Source organism: Arthrobacter sp. MA-N2, assembly GCF_000517125.1.
In the GTDB taxonomy this organism is placed as follows: domain Bacteria; phylum Actinomycetota; class Actinomycetes; order Actinomycetales; family Micrococcaceae; genus Arthrobacter; species Arthrobacter methylotrophus.
In genome coordinates, this window is record NZ_KI912155.1 from 995,605 (window position 1) to 1,013,923 (window position 18,319).

General features: G+C 63.5%; 20 protein-coding genes and 1 pseudogene. 13 read left to right on the forward strand and 8 right to left on the reverse strand.

The window, feature by feature from the left end; genetic code table 11:
* Nucleotide 1 precedes the first annotated feature (1 nt).
* The 7 genes from A3M3_RS23825 to A3M3_RS0105140 all read right to left on the reverse strand — a co-directional run bounded on the left by A3M3_RS23825 (nt 2) and on the right by A3M3_RS0105140 (nt 6,185).
* A complete protein-coding gene (locus A3M3_RS23825) occupies nt 2-1,417 on the reverse strand; it encodes an MFS transporter (protein ID WP_081736693.1) in 1,416 nt (471 codons plus the stop codon).
* 139 nt (nt 1,418-1,556) lie between these two features.
* Nucleotides 1,557-1,883, reverse strand: coding sequence for a type II toxin-antitoxin system PemK/MazF family toxin (locus A3M3_RS0105115; RefSeq protein WP_028265445.1), 327 nt, complete (start codon nt 1,881-1,883; stop codon nt 1,557-1,559).
* Nucleotides 1,880-2,086, reverse strand: a complete 207-nt coding sequence (locus A3M3_RS0105120) for an antitoxin MazE family protein (protein ID WP_028265446.1) — start codon at nt 2,084-2,086, stop codon at nt 1,880-1,882. Before A3M3_RS0105120 ends, A3M3_RS0105115 begins: the two co-directional genes overlap by 4 nt.
* Before the next feature lie 72 nt (nt 2,087-2,158).
* Complete coding sequence (locus A3M3_RS0105125) at nt 2,159-2,818, reverse strand: GntR family transcriptional regulator (protein ID WP_028265447.1); 660 nt, start codon at nt 2,816-2,818, stop codon at nt 2,159-2,161.
* Nucleotides 2,819-2,944: 126 nt separating this feature from the next.
* Nucleotides 2,945-3,937 carry a transketolase family protein gene (locus tag A3M3_RS0105130; protein WP_028265448.1) on the reverse strand — a complete coding sequence of 331 codons (993 nt, stop codon included), beginning with the start codon at nt 3,935-3,937 and terminating at the stop codon, nt 2,945-2,947.
* Nucleotides 3,934-4,848: a transketolase gene (locus A3M3_RS0105135; RefSeq protein ID WP_028265449.1), complete on the reverse strand. Its 915-nt coding sequence runs from the start codon at nt 4,846-4,848 to the stop codon at nt 3,934-3,936. The genes A3M3_RS0105130 and A3M3_RS0105135 overlap by 4 nt, the downstream gene beginning before the upstream one ends.
* On the reverse strand, nt 4,848-6,185 hold the full coding sequence (locus A3M3_RS0105140) for an MFS transporter (RefSeq protein WP_028265450.1): 1,338 nt from the start codon (nt 6,183-6,185) through the stop codon (nt 4,848-4,850). The genes A3M3_RS0105135 and A3M3_RS0105140 overlap by 1 nt, the downstream gene beginning before the upstream one ends.
* A 193-nt stretch (nt 6,186-6,378) precedes the next feature.
* On the opposite strand from A3M3_RS0105140, the gene A3M3_RS0105145 reads away from it, so the two are divergent.
* From A3M3_RS0105145 to A3M3_RS0105165, 5 genes are all read left to right on the forward strand, one after another.
* Nucleotides 6,379-7,203, forward strand: a complete 825-nt coding sequence (locus A3M3_RS0105145) for a sugar phosphate isomerase/epimerase family protein (protein WP_028265451.1) — start codon at nt 6,379-6,381, stop codon at nt 7,201-7,203.
* Nucleotides 7,204-7,232: 29 nt separating this feature from the next.
* Nucleotides 7,233-8,009: an SDR family NAD(P)-dependent oxidoreductase gene (locus tag A3M3_RS0105150; RefSeq protein WP_028265452.1), complete on the forward strand. Its 777-nt coding sequence runs from the start codon at nt 7,233-7,235 to the stop codon at nt 8,007-8,009.
* A 33-nt stretch (nt 8,010-8,042) separates the two neighbouring features.
* The gene (locus tag A3M3_RS0105155; RefSeq protein WP_028265453.1) at nt 8,043-9,773 is read left to right on the forward strand and encodes a dihydroxyacetone kinase family protein; all 1,731 of its coding nucleotides are present in this window, start codon (nt 8,043-8,045) and stop codon (nt 9,771-9,773) included.
* Nucleotides 9,770-10,261, forward strand: a complete 492-nt coding sequence (locus tag A3M3_RS0105160) for an RpiB/LacA/LacB family sugar-phosphate isomerase (RefSeq protein ID WP_028265454.1) — start codon at nt 9,770-9,772, stop codon at nt 10,259-10,261. The genes A3M3_RS0105155 and A3M3_RS0105160 overlap by 4 nt, the downstream gene beginning before the upstream one ends.
* Before the next feature lie 128 nt (nt 10,262-10,389).
* Nucleotides 10,390-11,136 (forward strand): carboxymuconolactone decarboxylase family protein, encoded by a 747-nt coding sequence (locus tag A3M3_RS0105165; RefSeq protein ID WP_028265455.1) that lies wholly within the window; start codon nt 10,390-10,392, stop codon nt 11,134-11,136.
* On the opposite strand, the gene A3M3_RS0105170 is transcribed toward A3M3_RS0105165, so the two are convergent.
* Entirely contained in the window at nt 11,123-11,758 is a 636-nt protein-coding gene (locus A3M3_RS0105170; protein WP_028265456.1) for a TetR/AcrR family transcriptional regulator, read from the reverse strand. The two genes, A3M3_RS0105165 and A3M3_RS0105170, sit on opposite strands and share 14 nt — an antisense overlap.
* Before the next feature lie 113 nt (nt 11,759-11,871).
* On the opposite strand from A3M3_RS0105170, the gene A3M3_RS0105175 reads away from it, so the two are divergent.
* From A3M3_RS0105175 to A3M3_RS0105210, 8 genes and pseudogenes are all read left to right on the forward strand, one after another.
* Complete coding sequence (locus A3M3_RS0105175; protein ID WP_028265457.1) at nt 11,872-12,282, forward strand: carboxymuconolactone decarboxylase family protein; 411 nt, start codon at nt 11,872-11,874, stop codon at nt 12,280-12,282.
* A gap of 97 nt (nt 12,283-12,379) precedes the next feature.
* Nucleotides 12,380-13,072, forward strand: coding sequence for a histidine phosphatase family protein (locus A3M3_RS0105180; RefSeq protein ID WP_028265458.1), 693 nt, complete (start codon nt 12,380-12,382; stop codon nt 13,070-13,072).
* A gap of 24 nt (nt 13,073-13,096) precedes the next feature.
* Nucleotides 13,097-13,651, forward strand: coding sequence for a DUF3090 domain-containing protein (locus tag A3M3_RS0105185; protein WP_028265459.1), 555 nt, complete (start codon nt 13,097-13,099; stop codon nt 13,649-13,651).
* A complete protein-coding gene (locus A3M3_RS0105190; protein WP_028265460.1) occupies nt 13,651-14,418 on the forward strand; it encodes an SCO1664 family protein in 768 nt (255 codons plus the stop codon). The genes A3M3_RS0105185 and A3M3_RS0105190 overlap by 1 nt, the downstream gene beginning before the upstream one ends.
* A gap of 137 nt (nt 14,419-14,555) precedes the next feature.
* The gene (locus tag A3M3_RS0105195; protein ID WP_081736694.1) at nt 14,556-14,951 is read left to right on the forward strand and encodes a hypothetical protein; all 396 of its coding nucleotides are present in this window, start codon (nt 14,556-14,558) and stop codon (nt 14,949-14,951) included.
* Between the two features lie 34 nt (nt 14,952-14,985).
* Nucleotides 14,986-15,663: pseudogene (locus A3M3_RS23830) on the forward strand (type 1 glutamine amidotransferase domain-containing protein); the annotation flags it as partial.
* 192 nt (nt 15,664-15,855) lie between these two features.
* Nucleotides 15,856-16,881 (forward strand): LacI family DNA-binding transcriptional regulator, encoded by a 1,026-nt coding sequence (locus tag A3M3_RS0105205; RefSeq protein ID WP_028265462.1) that lies wholly within the window; start codon nt 15,856-15,858, stop codon nt 16,879-16,881.
* A 123-nt stretch (nt 16,882-17,004) separates the two neighbouring features.
* Complete coding sequence (locus tag A3M3_RS0105210) at nt 17,005-18,312, forward strand: extracellular solute-binding protein (RefSeq protein ID WP_028265463.1); 1,308 nt, start codon at nt 17,005-17,007, stop codon at nt 18,310-18,312.
* The last annotated feature ends 7 nt before the right edge of the window (nt 18,313-18,319 follow it).

The following is an 18,319-nucleotide window of genomic DNA, read 5'->3' on the forward strand; positions in this document are numbered from 1 at the left end:
ATTAGCGGGACGGCGCGTTCCCCTGAGCCCTGGCCGGAACGTGGATGAAGAGGCTCGCGATGGCGGTGAGCAGGAGCAGGGACGCCGCGATAATGAAGCTCGTCTGCATTCCTTGGACGAAGCCGCCGCGGCCGGCGATCAGCGCGCCGAAAACCGCGATCGCGACGGCGCCGCCCACCTGACGGAATGTGTTGAACACTGCGCTCGCCGTGCCCGCCTTGTCGCCGGGCACGCTTGCGAGGACGACGGCGGTGACTTGCGGCATCGCGATTGATCCGCCGGAACCCGTCAGGATCAGGAACAATGCGACGAGGAGCGGAGATCCAAGCGGCGCAGTGAGGAGCATGGCGACGATTCCGCAGACCATGGACGTCAGCCCCACCACCACAGGCACCCGCGTCCCGAAGCGGTTCGAGAGGCTCCCGCTGACGATGTTGCCGACGATGCTGAATGCCGCAGAAGGAAGGAAAGCGAATCCAGCCTGAAGTGGGGTCAGGCCAAGATGCTGTTGGAGGAAGAGGCTGATAACAAAGACCGTCCCGAAGTGGCCCACCATGAACGCGAATCCCACCGAGAGGGAGATCCGCATGCCAGCGGAGCGAAACAGCCCAAGGGGCATCATCGGGTGCCGCACGCGCGCCTGGATCAGGAGGAAAGCTGCAAGGCTGAGGGCTGCGAGCACCAGGCTGGCCACCACGGTCACCGTGCCGAAACCCTCGGAACCACCCGTGATGAGCCCGTACATCAACGCGGTCAGGGCGAGGACCGCTGCGGCCTGACCGGCCCAGTCGAAAGGGCTGGGGCGGCGGGGCGAGGTGGCAACGGAGGCCAGAAGTACGAGCATCGCGATGCAGACCGGAAGGTTGATGCCGAACACGAGTCGCCAGTTCACCGTGGTGAGCAGGCCGCCGACCAAGGGGCCGACAGCGCCGGCGACGGCCCCTCCGACGGCCCAGATCCCGAGGGCGTGTGCCCTACGGCGCGGATCCGGAAAGGCCTGTCGAATCAGTGCCATCGATGCCGGCAACATGATGGATGCCGCTCCCCCTTGAAGGAAGCGGGCAGCAATGAGAACCCCCGACGTCGGCGCAAGTGCGCACGCAACCGACGCCACGAGGAACAGCGCGATGCCCCACCCCAGAGCGGTCTTCGCGCCGATCCGATCCGACAGGTTCCCTGCAAACAGCAACAACGCGGCGAACATCAGCGTGTACCCGTCGATGACCCACTGCAGCCCGGCCGTCCCGCCGCCGAGTTCCCGCCCGATGCTGGTGAGCGCAACGTTGACGATCAGGATGTCCAAGGTGATCAAAAAGAATCCCAAGGACGCAATCGCGAGCGTGAGGCGTGCCCGTGGCGCATCGGCCATGTCCGACGGGGGAACCGGAGCCGGCCACTTGGTTTCGGGGTGTGTCATGGGTTAAGGAAACAAGCTGCCGGAAGAATGAGGGAGTCTCTACCGTGAGGGGTACTGGCAGTGACCCCCACCGGAGGCGCGGTTACCGCGAAGTTGAGCGCCGCCGTCGCGGACGGCCACCGGAGGGCTCGACGCTGTGCTAGCCGGCAAGGCCGAGGAATACCAGCAAAGCCCTTTCAATCTCAACGAGCTGAGCGGCCGTCAAGCGGCCCACCCGGCTTTGCACGTTGGAACGTCGGACGGTCGTCAACTTGTCGATCATCACCTGATTTTCTTGCCGCAAGCCTGACAGCTCCGAGGCGGAGACACCGACCCGCAGGAGAGGTGCGTCAATCAGGGTTGTTGTCAGAGGAAGCACTGTAACGGAATCGGTGACGTCGAATCGGTTATCCTGGATCACCAGCGCTGGCCGTGGCTTGGAGGCGTGGACGCCGCCGGCTACTGTCCAGAGTTCGCCACGGTTCACTCGTCGTCCCAGGACGCTGCCACAGCCTCGATGAACTCTTGGTCATCGGAGTGCTGTCCAGCAGCTGCCACGGCAGCGGCCTGCCGGTGGGCTTCGGCGTCGAACCCATGAGACCGAACGTCCGGCACCCATATCTGGATGGGACGGAAGCCGTGCTCGCGCATCCGCTTACGGTATTCGCCGACCCGATCTCGAACTGCCATGAAATCAATGTTACATGTAACGATTCTCTTGCGACAGATGCAGAAGCCGCCGCGGGCACCGCCGTCGAGCCCCTATGCGACCAACACCGCGGCAGCGCTGTCCATATGCTCGATGATGGTCTTGCGGGCCAGTGACGCATCCCCGGTTTCGATGGCGGCCACAATGTCGTGGTGGCGCTCGACGCTCATGTTCTTGACGCCCTTTTCCAGCCCCGCGAACATGATGGACATCCGGATGGATCCCTCCAGCGATTCCCAGGAATGAAGCAGTGTCTCGTTGCCGGTGAGGCGGCACATGGTGCGGTGGAATTCCAGATCGGACTCGATCCGTTCCTCCAGGCTTCCCTCGGCTGCGGCCGCCATGGTGTCGACGGCTGCGCGCAGCGAGGTGATTACCTGTTGGCGGTCGGGCAATTCGCAAAGCGTGCGCGCGGCGAGGGATTCCAAGGCTGCGCGGACCGAGTAGATATCGCGGATTTCCTTGGCATCGAGGTGGCGGACGGAGAGCCGGCCACGGGGCCCTGCCGACAGGAGGCCCTCTTGCTCAAGTTGCCTCAGCGCCTCCCTGAGTGTCCCTCGGCTGATCTGGAGCATGTCCGACAATTCGGTTTCCACCAGGTGCCGGCCGGGTGCCAGTTCGCCACTCGTGATGGCGGTCCGCAGCGCGGAGAGAGCCTGCTCGCGAAGGCTCTTCTTTTCCAGCCCTAGAAGGGGTGCTGTTGCTCCAGCCATCATGTCCGTCCTTCAGTGTCAGTGGTCGACTGTTTACAGTCGGTGTGTTAACTGTTGATCTTACGGCAGGAGCACGGAACCGGCCGATGCCTGCCCCGCGCATTCCAAGCCCCACGAAAGACTGACTTAGCCCAGTTCGGCCAAGACCTTCGCCACTATCCGCTGTACCGACAATCCGTACTTCTCATGCAGGGTGGGCAGCGCACCGGCGTCGAGGAATTCATCCGGTAGCGCCACGGGAACTACACGCTTGCCCAGGCCCGCGGTGACCACGGCCGATGCCACCGTTTCGAACAAGCCGCCCACCACGCTGTGGTTCTCCAGCGTAACGGCCAGGCGGTCGGTGTTCAGCTCCGCCAAGACGGTGGAAGCGTCGAACGGCTTGATAGTGGGAGCATGCACGACGGCGACATCCACCTTGTGCGCGGCGAGCGCCTTTGCGGCCTGCAGCGCACGCATAGTCATCAGCCCGCTGGAGACAAACACGACGTCGTTGCCGCCCCGCAGCACCTTCGCCTTGCCGAGTTCGAACGTGTAGCCGTACTCGTCCAGCACCGTGGGGACGTTGCCGCGAAGGAGGCGCAGGTACGTGGGACCGTCGCTTGCTGCCAGTTGCGGCACCGCTTGTTCGATGTCCACGGAGTCGCATGGATCAACGATGGTCAGATTCGGCATGCCGCGGAAAATGGCCATGTCCTCCGTGGCCTGGTGGCTGGGTCCGTAGCCCGTGGTCAGGCCAGGGAGTCCGCCCACAATGTTCACGTTCAAGTTCGGCTCGGCGATGTCGAGGCACAGGAAGTCGTAGGCCCGGCGCGCGGCGAACACGGAGTAGGTCGAGGCGAACGGCACCAAGCCGGTCTCGGCCAGCCCTGCCGCCGCGCCGAAGAGCAACTGCTCAGCCATGCCCATCTGGAAGAACCGCTCCGGGAAGGCCTGCGCGAAGATGTGCATGTCCGTGTATTTGCCCAGGTCAGCGGTGAGTCCGACTATTCGCGGGTCGGCCTCGGCGGCCTTCACCAGCGCGTGGCCGAAAGGCGCGGAAGAAGTCTTCTGGCCCGGATCCGCGAACGACGCGATCATGGCGGAGGTCTTTAGTTTCGGGGCAGTGACGGTGCTCATCGGGTGACCTTCCCTTTGGATCCTGCGGTCAGCTGCTTGCGGCACAGCTGCCATTCGTGTTCTTCGATGCGCATGAAGTGCGCCTTTTCGCGTTCCTCGAGCAGCGGCACGCCGCGCCCCACCTTCGTGTCGCACAAGATGACGGAAGGACGTCCGACGGCGGCGGCCTGGGCGGCGGCGTTGTCGAACGCGGCCAGCAACGCACCGACGTCGTTCCCGTCCACCCGCTGCGTGTACCAGCCGAAGGCTTGCCACTTTTCCGTCACGGGCTCGGTCCGGAGGACCGTGTCTGTCTTCCCGTCGGCCTGCAGGGCGTTAATGTCCACCATGGCCGTCAGGTTGCCCAGCTGGTGGTGGTGGGCGCCCATGGCGGCTTCCCAGGTGGAACCTTCGTCAAGCTCGCCGTCGGAGAGGAAGTTGTAGACCCTCGCGTTGGATCCCCGTCCCGATGGAGCGCGGTGCCGAAGACCAAGGGCAATTCCGACGGCGATGGGGAGCCCGTGTCCCAGCGAACCTCCGGAGATCTCCATGCCCGGCGTGTAGCTCGACATCCCGGACATGGGGAGCCGGGAATCGTCCGAACCGTAGCTTTCGAGCTCCTCGACGGGAATGATTCCGGCCTCGGCCAATGCTGCATAGTGGCCGATCGCGTAGTGGCCCGTGGAGAGCAGGAATCGGTCCCTCCCCTCCCATTCGGGGTCATTGGCGCGGTAGCGGAGCTGATCTGCGTAAATGGCTGCGAGCATGTCCGCCGCTCCGAGTGCCTGGCCAACATAGCCCTGCCCTTGGACTTCACCCATGTTGAGGGCATAGTGCCGGATACGGTGAGCGGCTGCAGCCACCCGGTCAACTCGTTCCATCGCTGATTCTCCGGCACGTCCTGCCGTGTATTGCACCTGTTCCACCGTCATCAGACATTCACCGACTGGGGAGTGCTTTTGGTGGCCTCATCTGCCAGCTGGCGCTCACGCTTGCCCCAGGTTTCGCGGGTAGCCAAAGCCGCCCAGAGGCCGATGGCTGCGTAGGCACCGAAGAGCAACGCCGGGCCCATCCATCCCATGGCGACGAAGAGCAGGGTGGTGATGAAGGGGGTGAAGCCCGAGATGGTGGCCGAGATCTGGTAGGCAAGCGAGGCACCGGAGGCGCGGGTCTTCGCCTGGAACAGCTCGGGGAACCAGGCGCCCTGGGCACCGGCGAGGGAGTTCTGGCAGACGCCGTAGGAGACGGCGATCGTGGCAATGATAAAGATGAACAAACCGGTATTGACCAGCAGGAACATCGGGATGGCAAAGAGCACCGCGAAAGCGCAGGACCAGATGTAGACAGGGCGCCGTCCGATCCTGTCCGTGAGCCGCGCCCAGGCCTGGGTGGCGAAGATGCCGATGGCCGAGGCGATGCAGAGGGCCACCAGAGTCTGGGTCTTATCTGCCAGGTGCTGGCCGTTCAGGTAGGAAATCATATACGTGATGGAGACGGCGTAGCCCGCGGTCTCGGCAATGCGGAGGCCGATGCCCTTGACGATGTTGCGCCAGTCGGTCTTCAGGACCTCTACGATGGGCGACTTAACGATGGCCCCGCTGTCCTTGACCTCGTCGAAGACCGGGGATTCCGGGACCTTGGAGCGGATGATCAAGCCCACAACAACCAACACCATGCTCGCGAGGAACGGAATGCGCCAGGCAAGTTCGCCGCCGAGCTGGACGCTGCCAAGGAAGACAAGGTTGGCCAGGAGGAGTCCCACGGGGAATCCGGTCTGGACGATGCCTGTGTACTTCCCCTTCTTCTTCCAGGGAGCATGCTCGTAGCTCATCAGGATGGCCCCGCCCCATTCGGCTCCGAAGGCCAGGCCCTGGACGATGCGGACGAACACCAGGAGCGCCGGCGCCAGGAGGCCCACTTGGCTGTACGTGGGAAGAAGGCCGATCAAGAATGTAGCCACGCCCATCAGGATCAGGGAGGCCACGAGGACCGGCTTACGTCCCAATTTGTCACCCAGATGGCCGCCGATGATGCCGCCGATGGGGCGGGCGGCAAAGCCGACGCCGAGAGTGGCGAAAGCGGCGAGGGTGCCGGTCACGGGATCGCCCGTGGGGAAGAAGGCCGTTCCGAAGTACAGGGCAGCCGCGGTGCCGAAGCCGATGAAGTCATAGGTTTCGATGACTGCGCCCACACCGGAGCCGATGGCGACGCGCCTGGCGTCCTTGGTGCCGTGGACCGGACCGCGCATGGTCAGAGCTTCTTTGCTCATTGGTGAATCCCTTTCGAAGAGCGACTGAGGCAAGGCGCCTCAGCACTGTCGACTGTTAACACATGATATGTCAGTGTGACCTGCGTCATCCAGTCCTGTCAACAGTCAACTTCAAGGGTTGACTGTTGACAGTCAACTTACGTATTGTGGTTCCCATCACTACTGCCTTCGGGCACGACTGGAGGAAACGAAGATGTTCAACTCCCGACTCGGTTGCTCGTCCATCAGCTTCCGGCACCAGGACCTGCCCATGGCATTGCGCACGATCAACGGCCTGGGCTTCGAGGAAATCGACCTCGGCGCACTGCCGGGCGTCTGCGATCACGTTCCCTATGAGCTTGATTCCGACGCCGTCGCGGCCGTGACCGCTCAAGTCGCCGCCTCGGGTTTGCGGGTCCGTTCCGTCAATGGCGATATCGGAGACCTCAACGCACTGCTCGACGCCGGGCAGAGCAGCACCCGGCTAAGGCACCTCGATGCGCTCCTCACCCTTACCGCGAACACCGGAGCGAAGGCCCTGGTTCTCCCCTGTGGCGCCCTGGAACACGATCCGGTCCGCAGCCTCGACGAGGATCTGGACACCATCGCAGCCCAGCTCATCGGTGCCGGAAAGCGTGCGGCGGAGTTCGGCGTCGAACTCTGGACGGAATCCCTGCACTTCCTCCGGTTCTGCTGGAACCTGGAACGTGCCGAACTGCTGGCCGCGCGACTGGCGGGCTCCGGCGTCGGGATCGTCATGGACTTCAGCCACATTGTCGCCGCGGGCGAAGACCCGCTGGAGTACATCGAACGCCACCAAGGCCGGATTGCCCACGTCCACCTAAGGGACGCGGTTCCGGGCAACATCAACCTCAGCATCGGAAACGGCCAGGCGGACTTCGCCGCGGGACTCAGCTCGCTCGCGGCGGCCGGTTACGGCGGGCACTTCTCGCTCGAGCTCGAAACCCGCGACGTCACCCACGACGAACGCCCGGCGGCGGCCGCCAAGGCCGCCAGCTTCATCTCAGACCTCATCTGACTTTCACACCAACAAAACCAAGGAGCATCATGACCAGCACCATCCAGCGCACCGCCGTCCTCACCGGGGCAACCTCGGACCGGGGCATCGGCATCACCACCGCACGCCGCTACGCCAATGACGGCTGGGCCGTGGTGATCCTGGACCTCGACGGCGAGAAGTCCGCCAAGGTCGCAGCGGACATCGGCAACCAGTTCAACGTGCCCGCCTTCGGCTACGAAATCGACGTCGCCAACGAAGACTCCGTCAACGCGGCCTACAAAGCGGTCGCCGCCGAGATCAGCGCGGGCACCCTCCCCGCCGTCGGCGCCCTCGCCAACATTGCGGGCATCACGTCTCCCGTGCCGTTCCTCGAAACCACGCTGGAACTCTGGCACAAGGTCATGGACGTGAACGCCACCGGCACCTACCTGGTGACCAAGGCTTTCCTGCCGGACATGATCGCCAGCGGCTGGGGCCGCATCGTGAACATGTCCTCCGTTTCCGCCCAGCGCGGTGGCGGCGTCTTCGGCAAGGTCCCCTACTCCGCCGCGAAGGCAGCCATCCTCGGCTTCACCAAGGCGTTGGCACGCGAAATCGGCGCCACCGGCGTCACCGTCAACGCCATCACCCCGGGCGCCGTGGACACCAACATCCGCGTCGGCAGCACGGACGAGCAGGAAGCCGCCATCAACGCCGGCATCCCGCTGGGCCGCAACGCCACCACCGAGGAAATCGCAGCCGTCATCGCATTCCTGTCTTCCGAGGAATCCGCCTACCTCACGGGCACCACCATCGACATCAATGGCGGAAGCCACATCCACTAGCAGCTCCCACATCCGTAGCCGAAAGAGCCCACGATGACCAAAATCTTCAACGATCCCGCCGATTTCGCCGAGGAAGCCCTCGCGGGCTTCTGCGACATCCATTCCGGCCTGGTGCGCCAGGTTCCCGGCGGAGCCGTCCGCCGCTACCGTCCCCAGCAGCCCAAGGTTGCCGTCCTCGCCGGCGGCGGATCCGGGCATTACCCGGCGTTCGCCGGGCTCATCGGCTCAGGACTGGCCGACGGCGCGGTCGTGGGCAACATCTTCACTTCGCCTTCCGCCCAGCAGGCCTACTCCGTTGCCAAGGCCGCGGATTCCGGCGCCGGAGTGGTATTCGCTTACGGCAACTACGCCGGGGACGTCATCAACTTCGGCATGGCCAGCGAGCGCTTGGCCGCAGAAGGCATCGCCGTGGAAAACGTGTTGGTCACGGACGACATTGCCAGCGCACCGCCGTCGGAATCCGCCAAACGCCGCGGCATCGCGGGTGACTTCACGGTCTTCAAGATCATGGGTGCCGCCGCCGAAGCGGGAGCCGGACTGGCCGACGTCGTACGCTTGGGCCGGAAGGCCAATAGCCTCACTCGGACCATCGGGAGCGCCTTCCACGGCTGCACTTTTCCCGGCGCCGAGGCACCGCTGTTCACCCTCAAGAACAAGCAGATGGGCCTTGGCCTGGGCATCCACGGCGAACCCGGGCTGTTCGACACCGAGCTTCCGGCTGCCAAGGAACTGGGCCAAGAACTCGTTGCGCGGCTGCTCGCAGAGACGCCGCCCGGGGCAGGAAAGCGCATCGCAGTGATCCTCAATGGCCTCGGTTCCACCAAGCACGAGGAACTCTTCGTCCTGTGGCTGACCGTGGCTCCGTTGCTGCGCGCTGCCGGATACACACTGGTCATGCCGGAGCTCGGAGAACTGGTCACGAGCCTGGACATGTCCGGTGTCTCCCTCACCATCACGTGGCTGGACGAGGAACTTGAGCCGCTGTGGACGGCGCCCGCCGAAACGCCGGCGTACCGTCGCGGCCATGCCTCCCTGCCGACCGGTGGTCAGCTCGCGGAGGAAGCGTTCGACGGCGGCGCTGTGGCCCCGGAGTTCGCGGCCACCCCGGACTCACGCGACTACGCCGCGAACTGCGCGGCCGCTCTGGAAGCTGCCCGGGAAGCACTGCACGACGCCGAAACGCATCTTGGCGACATGGACGCGGTAGCGGGCGACGGCGACCACGGCCGCGGGATGGTCCGCGGCATCGACGCCGCCACGTCGGCCGCCGCGAAGGCGCTGGCCAGCGGTGCCGGAGCCGGCGATATGTTGGGGGCCGCCGGCGATGCTTGGGCGGACAAGGCCGGCGGAACGTCGGGCGTTCTGTGGGGCGCAGGCCTTCGGGCTTTCGGCGAATCCCTCGGTAATGACGAGGCGCCGGAACCGGCTGGACTGGCCGCTGCGGTGACAGCTTTCGCCGCGCGGATCACTGATCTTGGCAAGGCCGAGGTGGGCGACAAGACCATGGTGGATGCCCTGCTCCCCTTCGTGGACACCTTCAACAAGCTCGTGTCCGAGGACGTCCTTCCGGAAGTTGCCTGGGCCGAAGCTGCTGCGGCAGCCACCGAGGCCGCGCAAGCCACGGCTTCGCTCCGCCCGCTCAAAGGACGGGCCCGGCCACTCGCCGAAAAGAGCGTGGGCACAGCCGATCCCGGAGCCACCTCGCTGGCAATGATCTTCACCATCATGGGCCCGCACCTTGTGCGCATGGGAGTCATCGCATGACGACGAAAGGACAGACCATGGGTTTCCGACTCATCCTGGGCGCCGATGAAGCAGGCGTCGATTACAAAGACCGGATCATGGCTGACTTGCGGAACGATCCGAGGGTCAGCGAAATCATCGATATCGGCGTCAACCGCAGCGACTCCGGGGAAGACTTCACCACGCCGTACCCTTATGTCGGGATCAAGGCGGGCGAGCTCATCAGGGACGGTCATGCGGACCGGGCCATCCTCTTCTGCGGTACAGGAATCGGCGTGGCCATCGCAGCGAACAAGGTGGACGGTATCCGCGCTACCACCGCGCACGATTCCTTCTCCGTGGAGCGTTCCATCCTGTCCAACGACTGCCAGGTGCTCACCATGGGCCAGCGTGTGGTCGGGGTGGAACTTGCCAGCAGGCTTGCCCGGGAGTGGCTCGGTTATTCCTTCGACCCGGCATCGGCATCAGCGGACAAGGTCAAGGTCCTCACGGATTTCGAGGGCTGCTGAGCCCTGCCGCCGAGTGCGGCTCTTGCGAGGGGAGGCCCTGCTGGTGCACAGCGCAGCGGGGTCTCCCTTTCCGCTCGGACTTGGTGTTGAGTGGTTGAAGGAGACCACCGAGGATCGGGAGGACAGCCATGGCCATTACCGAGGAAGCGCGCAGGAACCACGAGGAGCTGTTCCCGGGGCGCGTCTCCACGCTTCAGGTGACCGATCCCGAACTCTTCGACTACTTCAACAATTTCGCTTTCGACGAAGTGCTGCGCCATGGAAGCCTGGACACACGGACCCGCCTCATGGTCCAGCTTGCGTCGATGATCGCCTCGCAGGCCCTGAGCGAATACCGGGTCACACTGGGCGCAGCGCTCACCGTGGGCGTCACGCCTATTGAAATCAAGGAAATCGTTTACCAGGCAGTTCCATATGTCGGCATGGCCAAGGTCCTTGACTTCATCCATGCCACGAACGAGATCCTCACTGAGAACGGCGTCGAACTGCCGCTGCCGGGCCAGTCGACCACCACCGCCGAGGACCGGGCGGAGAAGGGCCTCGCGGTGCAGAAAGCCATCATCGGCGCCGAGGTCATCGAGAAGATGTACGCCTCAGCTCCCGCCGACGAGATGCACTTCCAGCGCTACCTGTCGGCAAACTGCTTCGGCGACCATGTGACACGCACCGGTATCACTGTGCCGATGCGCGAGCTCCTCACCTTCTCGATGCTCGTTTCGCTTGGCGGGTGCGAGCCGCAGGTCAAGGGGCACGTGTCCGCAAACATGAACGTCGGCAACGATCGGGCAATATTGCTCGACGTCGTCACCCAGCTTCTGCCCTACATCGGCTATCCCCGCACGCTCAACGCCCTCCGCGTGATCAACGAGGTGTGAAAGCCGGGAGCAAAGTGGTGACGAGGCGCTTAGCGAAACCCCCGTCCAACGGGGCGCCACTGAGGAAGAAGCGGTAATAGATGGGGCCGAGCAGCAGGTCGGTGACCATTTCAGCGTCGAGGTCGGCCCTCAGCTCCCCCCTTGAGATGCCATGCTCAACCAAGGCACGTACGTCCGCCAGCCGGTGGCTCACTACCCGTTCCCGATAAACCTGTGCAAGCTCGGGATCTGCGGCGACTTCCGAGACCAGGCCCTTCATGATCCGTCCCATCACCGAGGTGCGCATAAGCTCGGCTGTCCGGTCCACTAGCTTCGTCAGTTCGGTTTCGGTTTCCTCGGCGTATGGCCGGGTGCTGACGTCACCCACCATGTCCAGCAAGACGGCCAGGGCAAGATCATTCCTGGAACGGTACCGCCGGTAGATCGTCGTCTTCGCCACTCCCGCCCGCGCAGCGACACCTTCCACCGTCAAGCTAACGAACCCTTCTTCCCCCAGAAGTTCCCGAGTGGCGTCAAGAATCTTCTGTTCGGACCGCGCGCGTCGTCCCGAATGCCCGGAACCCGCGCGTTGCCCCGCATCCGCGCCGGCCGGGGAACCGTCGACTCCCTGTGGAAAATTCATTCCTCAACCACCTTTTCGCGACTCATTGTTCGATGCTAGTATTGTAACGCAACGTAGCGTTTCGCAAAAGTGCGCGGAGCGTTATTTCCCACTAGACAAAGAGGAATACGCACATGACCACGGATCGCTATCAGCGCGGCCTCGACCGCATGATGGAGCTCGTTTCCACCGAACACGCCAACACCTTCGACCACGCCAAACTCGTGGAGTCATACAAGGAGTTGGACCCCGACCTTTCCGACTACATCGTCTCCTTCGCCTTCGGCGACATCTACTCCCGCACGGCTTTGACCCAACAGGAGCAAACCATGGTAACCATCTCCACGCTAGTGGCCCTGGGCACCGAACCCCAGCTGAAGCTGCACATCAACACCGGCTTCACCGTGGGCCTGAGCAAGGAGAAAATCGTCGGCGCCCTGATCCACTGCATCCCCTATATCGGATTCCCAAGGGTGCTCAACGCCCTGACCCTCGTCAAGGAAGTCATGGCAGAGCGGGGCCTCACTCCGGAAGCCGCCGACTGATCCACCCCCCTCATGAGCCATAGCCTTCCGTCCGCGTTTCAACTGGACTGCCCGGTGCAGTTCACACCGCCAGCGAGCGGGTGGTTAGGCTGGGTGGATGGCGACAGTTATTCTCGTGCGGCACGGCCGCACCACAGCCAATGCCACTGGGCTGCTGGCCGGTCGGGCCGTGGGCGTCAGCCTGGACCAGATCGGGCGTGACCAGGCGGCTCTGACCGGAGACCGGCTCGCGGCTGTGCCCTTAGTCGCGGTGGTTTCGAGCCCTCTTGAGCGTTGTCAGCAGACCGCCCGGCTCATCCTCGATCGCCAGGCCGGCACGCCGTACGCGCCGGTCGATTTCGATCTCACCGAGTGCGATTACGGCCAGTGGCAGGGCCGCACGCTCAGTGATCTCGCGAGCGAGGATTTGTGGTCGGTTGTGCAGTCGCAACCGTCCGCCGTCGTCTTTCCCGGCGGTGAATCCATGGCCGCGATGCAGGCACGGTCGGTGGCAGCCATTCGACGCCACGACGCAGCCTTCGAAGCCGAGTACGGGCCGGGAGCCGTGTGGGCGGCGGTGAGCCACGGTGACATCATCAAGTCAATCATCGCCGACGCGCTCGGCATGCACCTTGACCTGTTCCAGCGTATTAACGTGGCCCCCGCCTCCGTATCGATCGTGCGCTACGGCGCTATTCGGCCGAGCGTCTACGCAACCAACACCGACGCGGGTGATCTATCGTGGCTGTCAAACGGCATCCACTCTGGCGATGCGCCGGTGGGCGGTGGTGCAGGGCAAGAGGCGCCATGAACCTCATGTGCCTAAAATACTGACATGTCTACACGAGTTCACGAGTTTGCCTGGCCAGATCGGGTCGTCGTCGGCACCATTGGCCTTCCGGGGGCGCGCACGTTCTACCTGCAGGTGCGCGCAGGAACGCAGATCGTGAGTATTGCTCTGGAGAAGCAGCAGTCGGCTCTGCTCGCGGAGAAGATCGACGAAATTCTCGACCAGCTCATCACCGTCGAGGGCAACCCCTTCAGCGTTCCCACAAGTACTCCCATTGAACTTGTCGACAACGACCAGCTCGAAGCCGTTCAGGAGCAGTTCCGCACCGGCGCCATGACCTTGGATTGGGACCCAACCACGGCCCAGATCGTGATAGAGGCCTATCCCATCACCGATCTCGATGCTGATGACAACGACGCATTGCTTGATGAGGACGGCGCTAACGAGCCTGAAATGCTGCTGGTGCGAATGCCGGTCGGCACCGCCCGTGCATTCGCCAAGCGCACCCGTGAGATCGTGGGCGCCGGGCGTCCAACGTGCTCGCTCTGCGGTTACCCCATAGACGCCGACGGGCACATCTGCACCCTTCCCGAGGCCTGATGCCAACGCCGGACCTAGTGACCGCCGAGCTGACGCTCACCGGCCGCATCACGACGGCTTCAAACGCCACATTTCTGGGCCGCATCGGCGACGTGGTGGTCGTCTATAAGCCGATAGCAGGCGAAACTCCGCTGTGGGATTTTCCCCACGGCACCCTGGCTCACCGGGAGGTAGCCGCCTACCTGGTCTCGCAGGTCCTCGGCTGGGACGTCGTGCCGCACACCTGGCTGCGCGGTGGTCCTATGGGCGAAGGAATGGTGCAGCTCTGGCAAGAGCAAGACCCCACCCAAAACGCCGTGAACCTGCTCGCGACGGACCAGGTGCCGGAGACGGGCTGGAAACATGTTCTCGAGGGACAAGATGAGAACGGACGGATGGTCACCCTTGTTCACGAAGACTCGCCGGCGCTCAGACGCATGGCGGTGTTCGACGCGGTCGTCAACAACGCCGACCGCAAAGGCGATCATATTCTTGCCATGACGGACGGACACCGGCACGGCGTGGACCATGGGCTCACTTTTCACCGTGACCACAAGCTGCGCACGGTGCTGTGGGGATGGCTGGGAGAGCCTCTGACCGCCGAGGAATGCGACGGCATCGATCGCGTCAGCGAAGGACTGCGCGGTGGGCTGGGCCGAAGCTTGGCGGACTTGCTCAGCGCCGAAGAAATCGCATCGCTCGCCGCGCGCTGCGCCCGGTTGCGCTTGGCAGGGCGGTTTCCGGCTCCGAAAGGTGAGATGTCGGCGGTGCCCTGGCCGCTGTTCTAAGGGAATTGCGGCTACGGCTTCGCAGGCATGTTCATGAAGCCTCTAGAACCGGGAGCCCGGTAGTTCCACAATGGGGAACTGGGGAAGAGCGCCAGGCAGCGAGGCATACCGCGTTCTGAATCAGGAGGTGCATTCGTATGGAGATCGGCCGAGTTTACGCACCGCAGGGCAGGGCGGAAGAGGCAGCGTCCAGGCCTCATCCAGCCGCTGTCGCTGCCATCAAGACATTCCACACACTGGCATGGCTTTCGATTGAGTCATGCGTTGTCTACGTGCTCTACAAGGGGATGGTCGGGCGCACTGACAGAAGAGTTGGTATGGCTGCGGCGGTGATAGCGGGCGAATCTCTGGTGTTCGCCGGCAACGGATTCCGGTGTCCGCTCACGCAGCTCGCCAAACACTACGGAGCCGAAAGCGGCGGGGTGACGGACATCTACCTTCCGAAATGGTTCGCCCACAATATGCCGGCCATCCACGTTCCGCTGCTGATAGTCATGGCCTATCTGCATATCCGGAACTACCGACGCCGATAGGCAGCTGTCCGGACGCCTTGGCGCATGTGATGGGCCTGAATTTGTCTTCAAGGATTCCGGGCATTTTGTCGACTTCGCATCCATCCAGGGTGGTCAGCCCCCGCACGATGAGGTGGACTTGCAAGATCCCATCCAGGTTGCCTTCACGGAGGACGAGGCCACACGCGCCGGTCTCTACAACACTGCGCGCGTCGACGTCGTTGATCCGGGCCAGTACGACGCAGTCTTCCTCGTGGGAGGCCACGGCACCATGTGGGACTTCCCGGACAGCGAAGGCTTGCAGAAGCTGGTCGCCAGCGTCTACGACGCCGGCGGCGTAGTGGGCGCGGTCTGCCACGGACCGGCAGGCTTGGTAAACGTGGACCTGGCCGACGGGTTCCGGCTCGTCGGGGGCCGGGAGGTGGCTGCCTTCACCAACGATGAAGAAGTGGCCGCAGGTATGGACAAATTCATCCCGTTCTTCTTGGCAGACCGGCTGAAGGAACAGGGCGCGATTCATGTCTCCGCCGGCGTCTTTGCGGAGAAGGTCGTGGTTGCCGACCGGCTGGTGACCGGACAGAACCCGGCCTCCGCCGCCGGCGTGGCGAAGGAGATGGAGAAGCTCCTCGCGGAGGTCATCCACCAGGAAAAGGCCGAGGAACAGCACGAGGCGGAGTCCTTACGCGCAGAAAAGGACGCCAAGAAGGCTGCCGCCGCAGGCTCCGAGCACTAGCCCGCACTGCATTGAAACTGGCGCCCGCCCCGACGACGGAGCGGGCGCCAGCGAGGATCTACCGCTAACGAATGACGCACGAGTTCCGGTAATTTCCCCCTTATGCCCTTGACAAGCGATTACTAAACCGGTTCAGTAGAGGTAACAAAACCGGTTCAGTGATTCCGATCACCCAGTGGCAATGAGGCGAACATGACAGTGACCATCAACGACGTTGCGCAGGCAGCCGGCGTGAGTAAGGGTGCCGTCTCCTACGCGTTGAACGGACAGCCCGGGGTCAGCGACGAGACCAGGGAGCGCATCCTCAAGGTCGCGAAGGACCTTGGTTGGAAGCCGAACCTTCGCGCCAAGGGCTTGTCATCGGCCAAGGCTTTTGCCGTGGGGCTCGTCATTGCCCGGGATCCCCGCCTTTTGGGCACGGATCCCTTCTTTCCCGCGTTCATCGCCGGGATCGAGACCACGCTGGTTGAGCACGAGTACGCCTTGGTCCTCACCGTCGCCGCCAGCGCCGAGGCGGAAGAGCTGGGCTACCGGAAGCTGGCTGCCGACGGCCGCGTGGACGGTGTCATCCTCACCGATATGAGGGTTGACGATTCCCGAATCGCCTTGTTGAAAGGCCTCAAGATTCCGGCCGTCACCCTGAACCGGCCCGAAACCTCCTCGCCATTTCCTGCAGTGTGCATGGATGATACCGAGGGCATTACCACCGCCGTCGAACACTTGGTTTCCCTGGGGCACTCCAGAATCGCGCACGTGGCCGGACCCCAGAGTTACATTCACGGCCGAAGCCGGCGGCTGGCTTGGCAAAACGCCATGTCGAAAGCCGGGCTCGAGGCCGGTTCCTTCATTGAGTCGGACTTCACCGCGGCCGGCGGATTGGCGGCTACCGCGGAACTGCTTCGCTCAGCCCAACGGCCCACTGCGATCATCTACGCGAACGACCTGATGGCCACGGCCGGCCAGTCCTACGCGCAGTCCTTGGGGATGACCGTCCCCGGTGATCTTTCCATCACGGGCTACGACGATACTGAGCTCGCAAGCTATCTCAATCCTCCGCTGACCACTATCCCGGCCGATCCGCTGCTCTGGGGGCGGGTTGCCGCCCAAGTGCTCCTGAGCATCCTCGGCGGAGCGCCCGCGGAGGACGTCTATCTTCCCTCCCCGAAGCTGGTGGTCCGAGCCTCCACGGGGGCGGCACCCAGCAGGCCGAAAAACTAGCCGCCTCCCACGTCCAGTCTTACGAAGATCGATCTACCCGCAATTGGTGGGGCTATTTGCCATTCCCATGTGAAGGCGAAGGCTCCGCAGTCCGTCAATTTTTACCTCGCAAAAGGAGTTGCAATGAAGCACGGAAAAATTAGTTCGAGGATCCTCTCCCTGACCGCTATTGCGGTGGTCGGAGCCGGCTTGGCCGCATGCGGTGGAGGCGCCTCCAGCACAGCTGCCGGAGCGAACTCCGCCACAACGGCAAAGGGCCCCATCAAGATCTGGTACTCCAACAACGAGTTCGAGGTGAAGTGGGGCAAGGAAATGGTGGCCTCATGGAACGCGGCCCACCCTGACCAGCAGGTAGACGCGCAGGAAATCCCGGCAGGCAAGAGCTCCGAAGAAGTCATCGGGGCGGCAATCACCGCGGGCAACGCGCCCTGCCTGGTCTTCAACACGGCCCCTGTGGCCGTTCCGCAGTTCCAGAAGCAAGGGGGCCTGGTCCCGTTGGACTCCTTCCCTGACGGAGCCCAGTACATCAAGGACCGCACGGGCGACCTCGCGAATCAGTACAAGTCCTCCGATGGCAAGACGTACCAGCTGCCGTGGAAGTCCAACCCCGTGGTCCTCTTCTACAACAAGGACATCTTCGCGAAGGCTGGACTGGACCCGGAAAAGCCCAAGCTTGCCACGCAGTCCGAATTCCTGGACACCGCCCGGACACTCGTGAAGTCCGGTGCCGTCGCCAATGCGGTGTGGCCTTCACCTGCTAGCGATTTCTTCCAGTCCTGGTTCGATTTCTACCCGTTCTATGCCGCCAATTCGAGTGGCACCAACTTGATCAAGGACGGCAAAGCCACCTTCGATAGCGATCAGGGCAAGCAAGTAGCCACGATGTTCCAGACTCTCTACAAGGAGAACCTGGCGTCCAAGGAAACGTACAAAGGCGACTCCTTCGCAGATGGCAAGGCCGGCATGTCCCTCGCGGGCCCCTGGGCCGTCGCCGCTTACAAGGGCAAAGTGAATTGGGGCACCGTCCCGGTCCCGGGTACACAAGCCCAGACCAACGGCTCCACCTTCTCTGACGCCAAAAACGTCGCCATGTACTCCTCCTGCAAGAACCAAGGCACTGCGTGGGATGTCATGAAGTTCGCCACCAGCAAGGAACAAGACGGCAAGCTCCTCTCCGAAACGGGCCAGATGCCGATGCGCAAGGACTTGACCACGGCCTACGCGGACTACTTCAACCAGAACCCGGCCTACAAGACCTTCGCCGACGAAGCCGCACGCACCGTGGAAGTTCCCAACGTCACCAACTCGGTCCAGATCTGGCAGACCTTCCGTGACGCGTGGGGCAAGTCCGTGATCTTCGGCAACCAGAGCATCGATGACGCCTTCAAGGGTGCTTCTGACAAGATCAACCAACTGGCAGCCCAGAAGTAGCAGGCGA

Coding starts and splice junctions, on each gene's coding strand:
- A3M3_RS0105175 (WP_028265457.1), top strand. CDS start 11,872: ATGACCACGGATCGCTATCAGCGCGGCCTCGACCGCATGATGGAGCTC.
- A3M3_RS0105145 (WP_028265451.1), top strand. CDS start 6,379: ATGTTCAACTCCCGACTCGGTTGCTCGTCCATCAGCTTCCGGCACCAG.
- A3M3_RS0105140 (WP_028265450.1), bottom strand. CDS start 6,185: ATGAGCAAAGAAGCTCTGACCATGCGCGGTCCGGTCCACGGCACCAAG.
- A3M3_RS0105170 (WP_028265456.1), bottom strand. CDS start 11,758: ATGAATTTTCCACAGGGAGTCGACGGTTCCCCGGCCGGCGCGGATGCG.
- A3M3_RS0105150 (WP_028265452.1), top strand. CDS start 7,233: ATGACCAGCACCATCCAGCGCACCGCCGTCCTCACCGGGGCAACCTCG.
- A3M3_RS0105120 (WP_028265446.1), bottom strand. CDS start 2,086: ATGGCAGTTCGAGATCGGGTCGGCGAATACCGTAAGCGGATGCGCGAG.
- A3M3_RS0105165 (WP_028265455.1), top strand. CDS start 10,390: ATGGCCATTACCGAGGAAGCGCGCAGGAACCACGAGGAGCTGTTCCCG.
- A3M3_RS0105130 (WP_028265448.1), bottom strand. CDS start 3,937: ATGAGCACCGTCACTGCCCCGAAACTAAAGACCTCCGCCATGATCGCG.
- A3M3_RS0105205 (WP_028265462.1), top strand. CDS start 15,856: ATGACAGTGACCATCAACGACGTTGCGCAGGCAGCCGGCGTGAGTAAG.
- A3M3_RS0105155 (WP_028265453.1), top strand. CDS start 8,043: ATGACCAAAATCTTCAACGATCCCGCCGATTTCGCCGAGGAAGCCCTC.
- A3M3_RS0105180 (WP_028265458.1), top strand. CDS start 12,380: ATGGCGACAGTTATTCTCGTGCGGCACGGCCGCACCACAGCCAATGCC.
- A3M3_RS0105195 (WP_081736694.1), top strand. CDS start 14,556: ATGGAGATCGGCCGAGTTTACGCACCGCAGGGCAGGGCGGAAGAGGCA.
- A3M3_RS0105135 (WP_028265449.1), bottom strand. CDS start 4,848: ATGACGGTGGAACAGGTGCAATACACGGCAGGACGTGCCGGAGAATCA.
- A3M3_RS0105125 (WP_028265447.1), bottom strand. CDS start 2,818: ATGGCTGGAGCAACAGCACCCCTTCTAGGGCTGGAAAAGAAGAGCCTT.
- A3M3_RS0105210 (WP_028265463.1), top strand. CDS start 17,005: ATGAAGCACGGAAAAATTAGTTCGAGGATCCTCTCCCTGACCGCTATT.
- A3M3_RS0105190 (WP_028265460.1), top strand. CDS start 13,651: ATGCCAACGCCGGACCTAGTGACCGCCGAGCTGACGCTCACCGGCCGC.
- A3M3_RS0105160 (WP_028265454.1), top strand. CDS start 9,770: ATGACGACGAAAGGACAGACCATGGGTTTCCGACTCATCCTGGGCGCC.
- A3M3_RS0105185 (WP_028265459.1), top strand. CDS start 13,097: ATGTCTACACGAGTTCACGAGTTTGCCTGGCCAGATCGGGTCGTCGTC.
- A3M3_RS23825 (WP_081736693.1), bottom strand. CDS start 1,417: ATGACACACCCCGAAACCAAGTGGCCGGCTCCGGTTCCCCCGTCGGAC.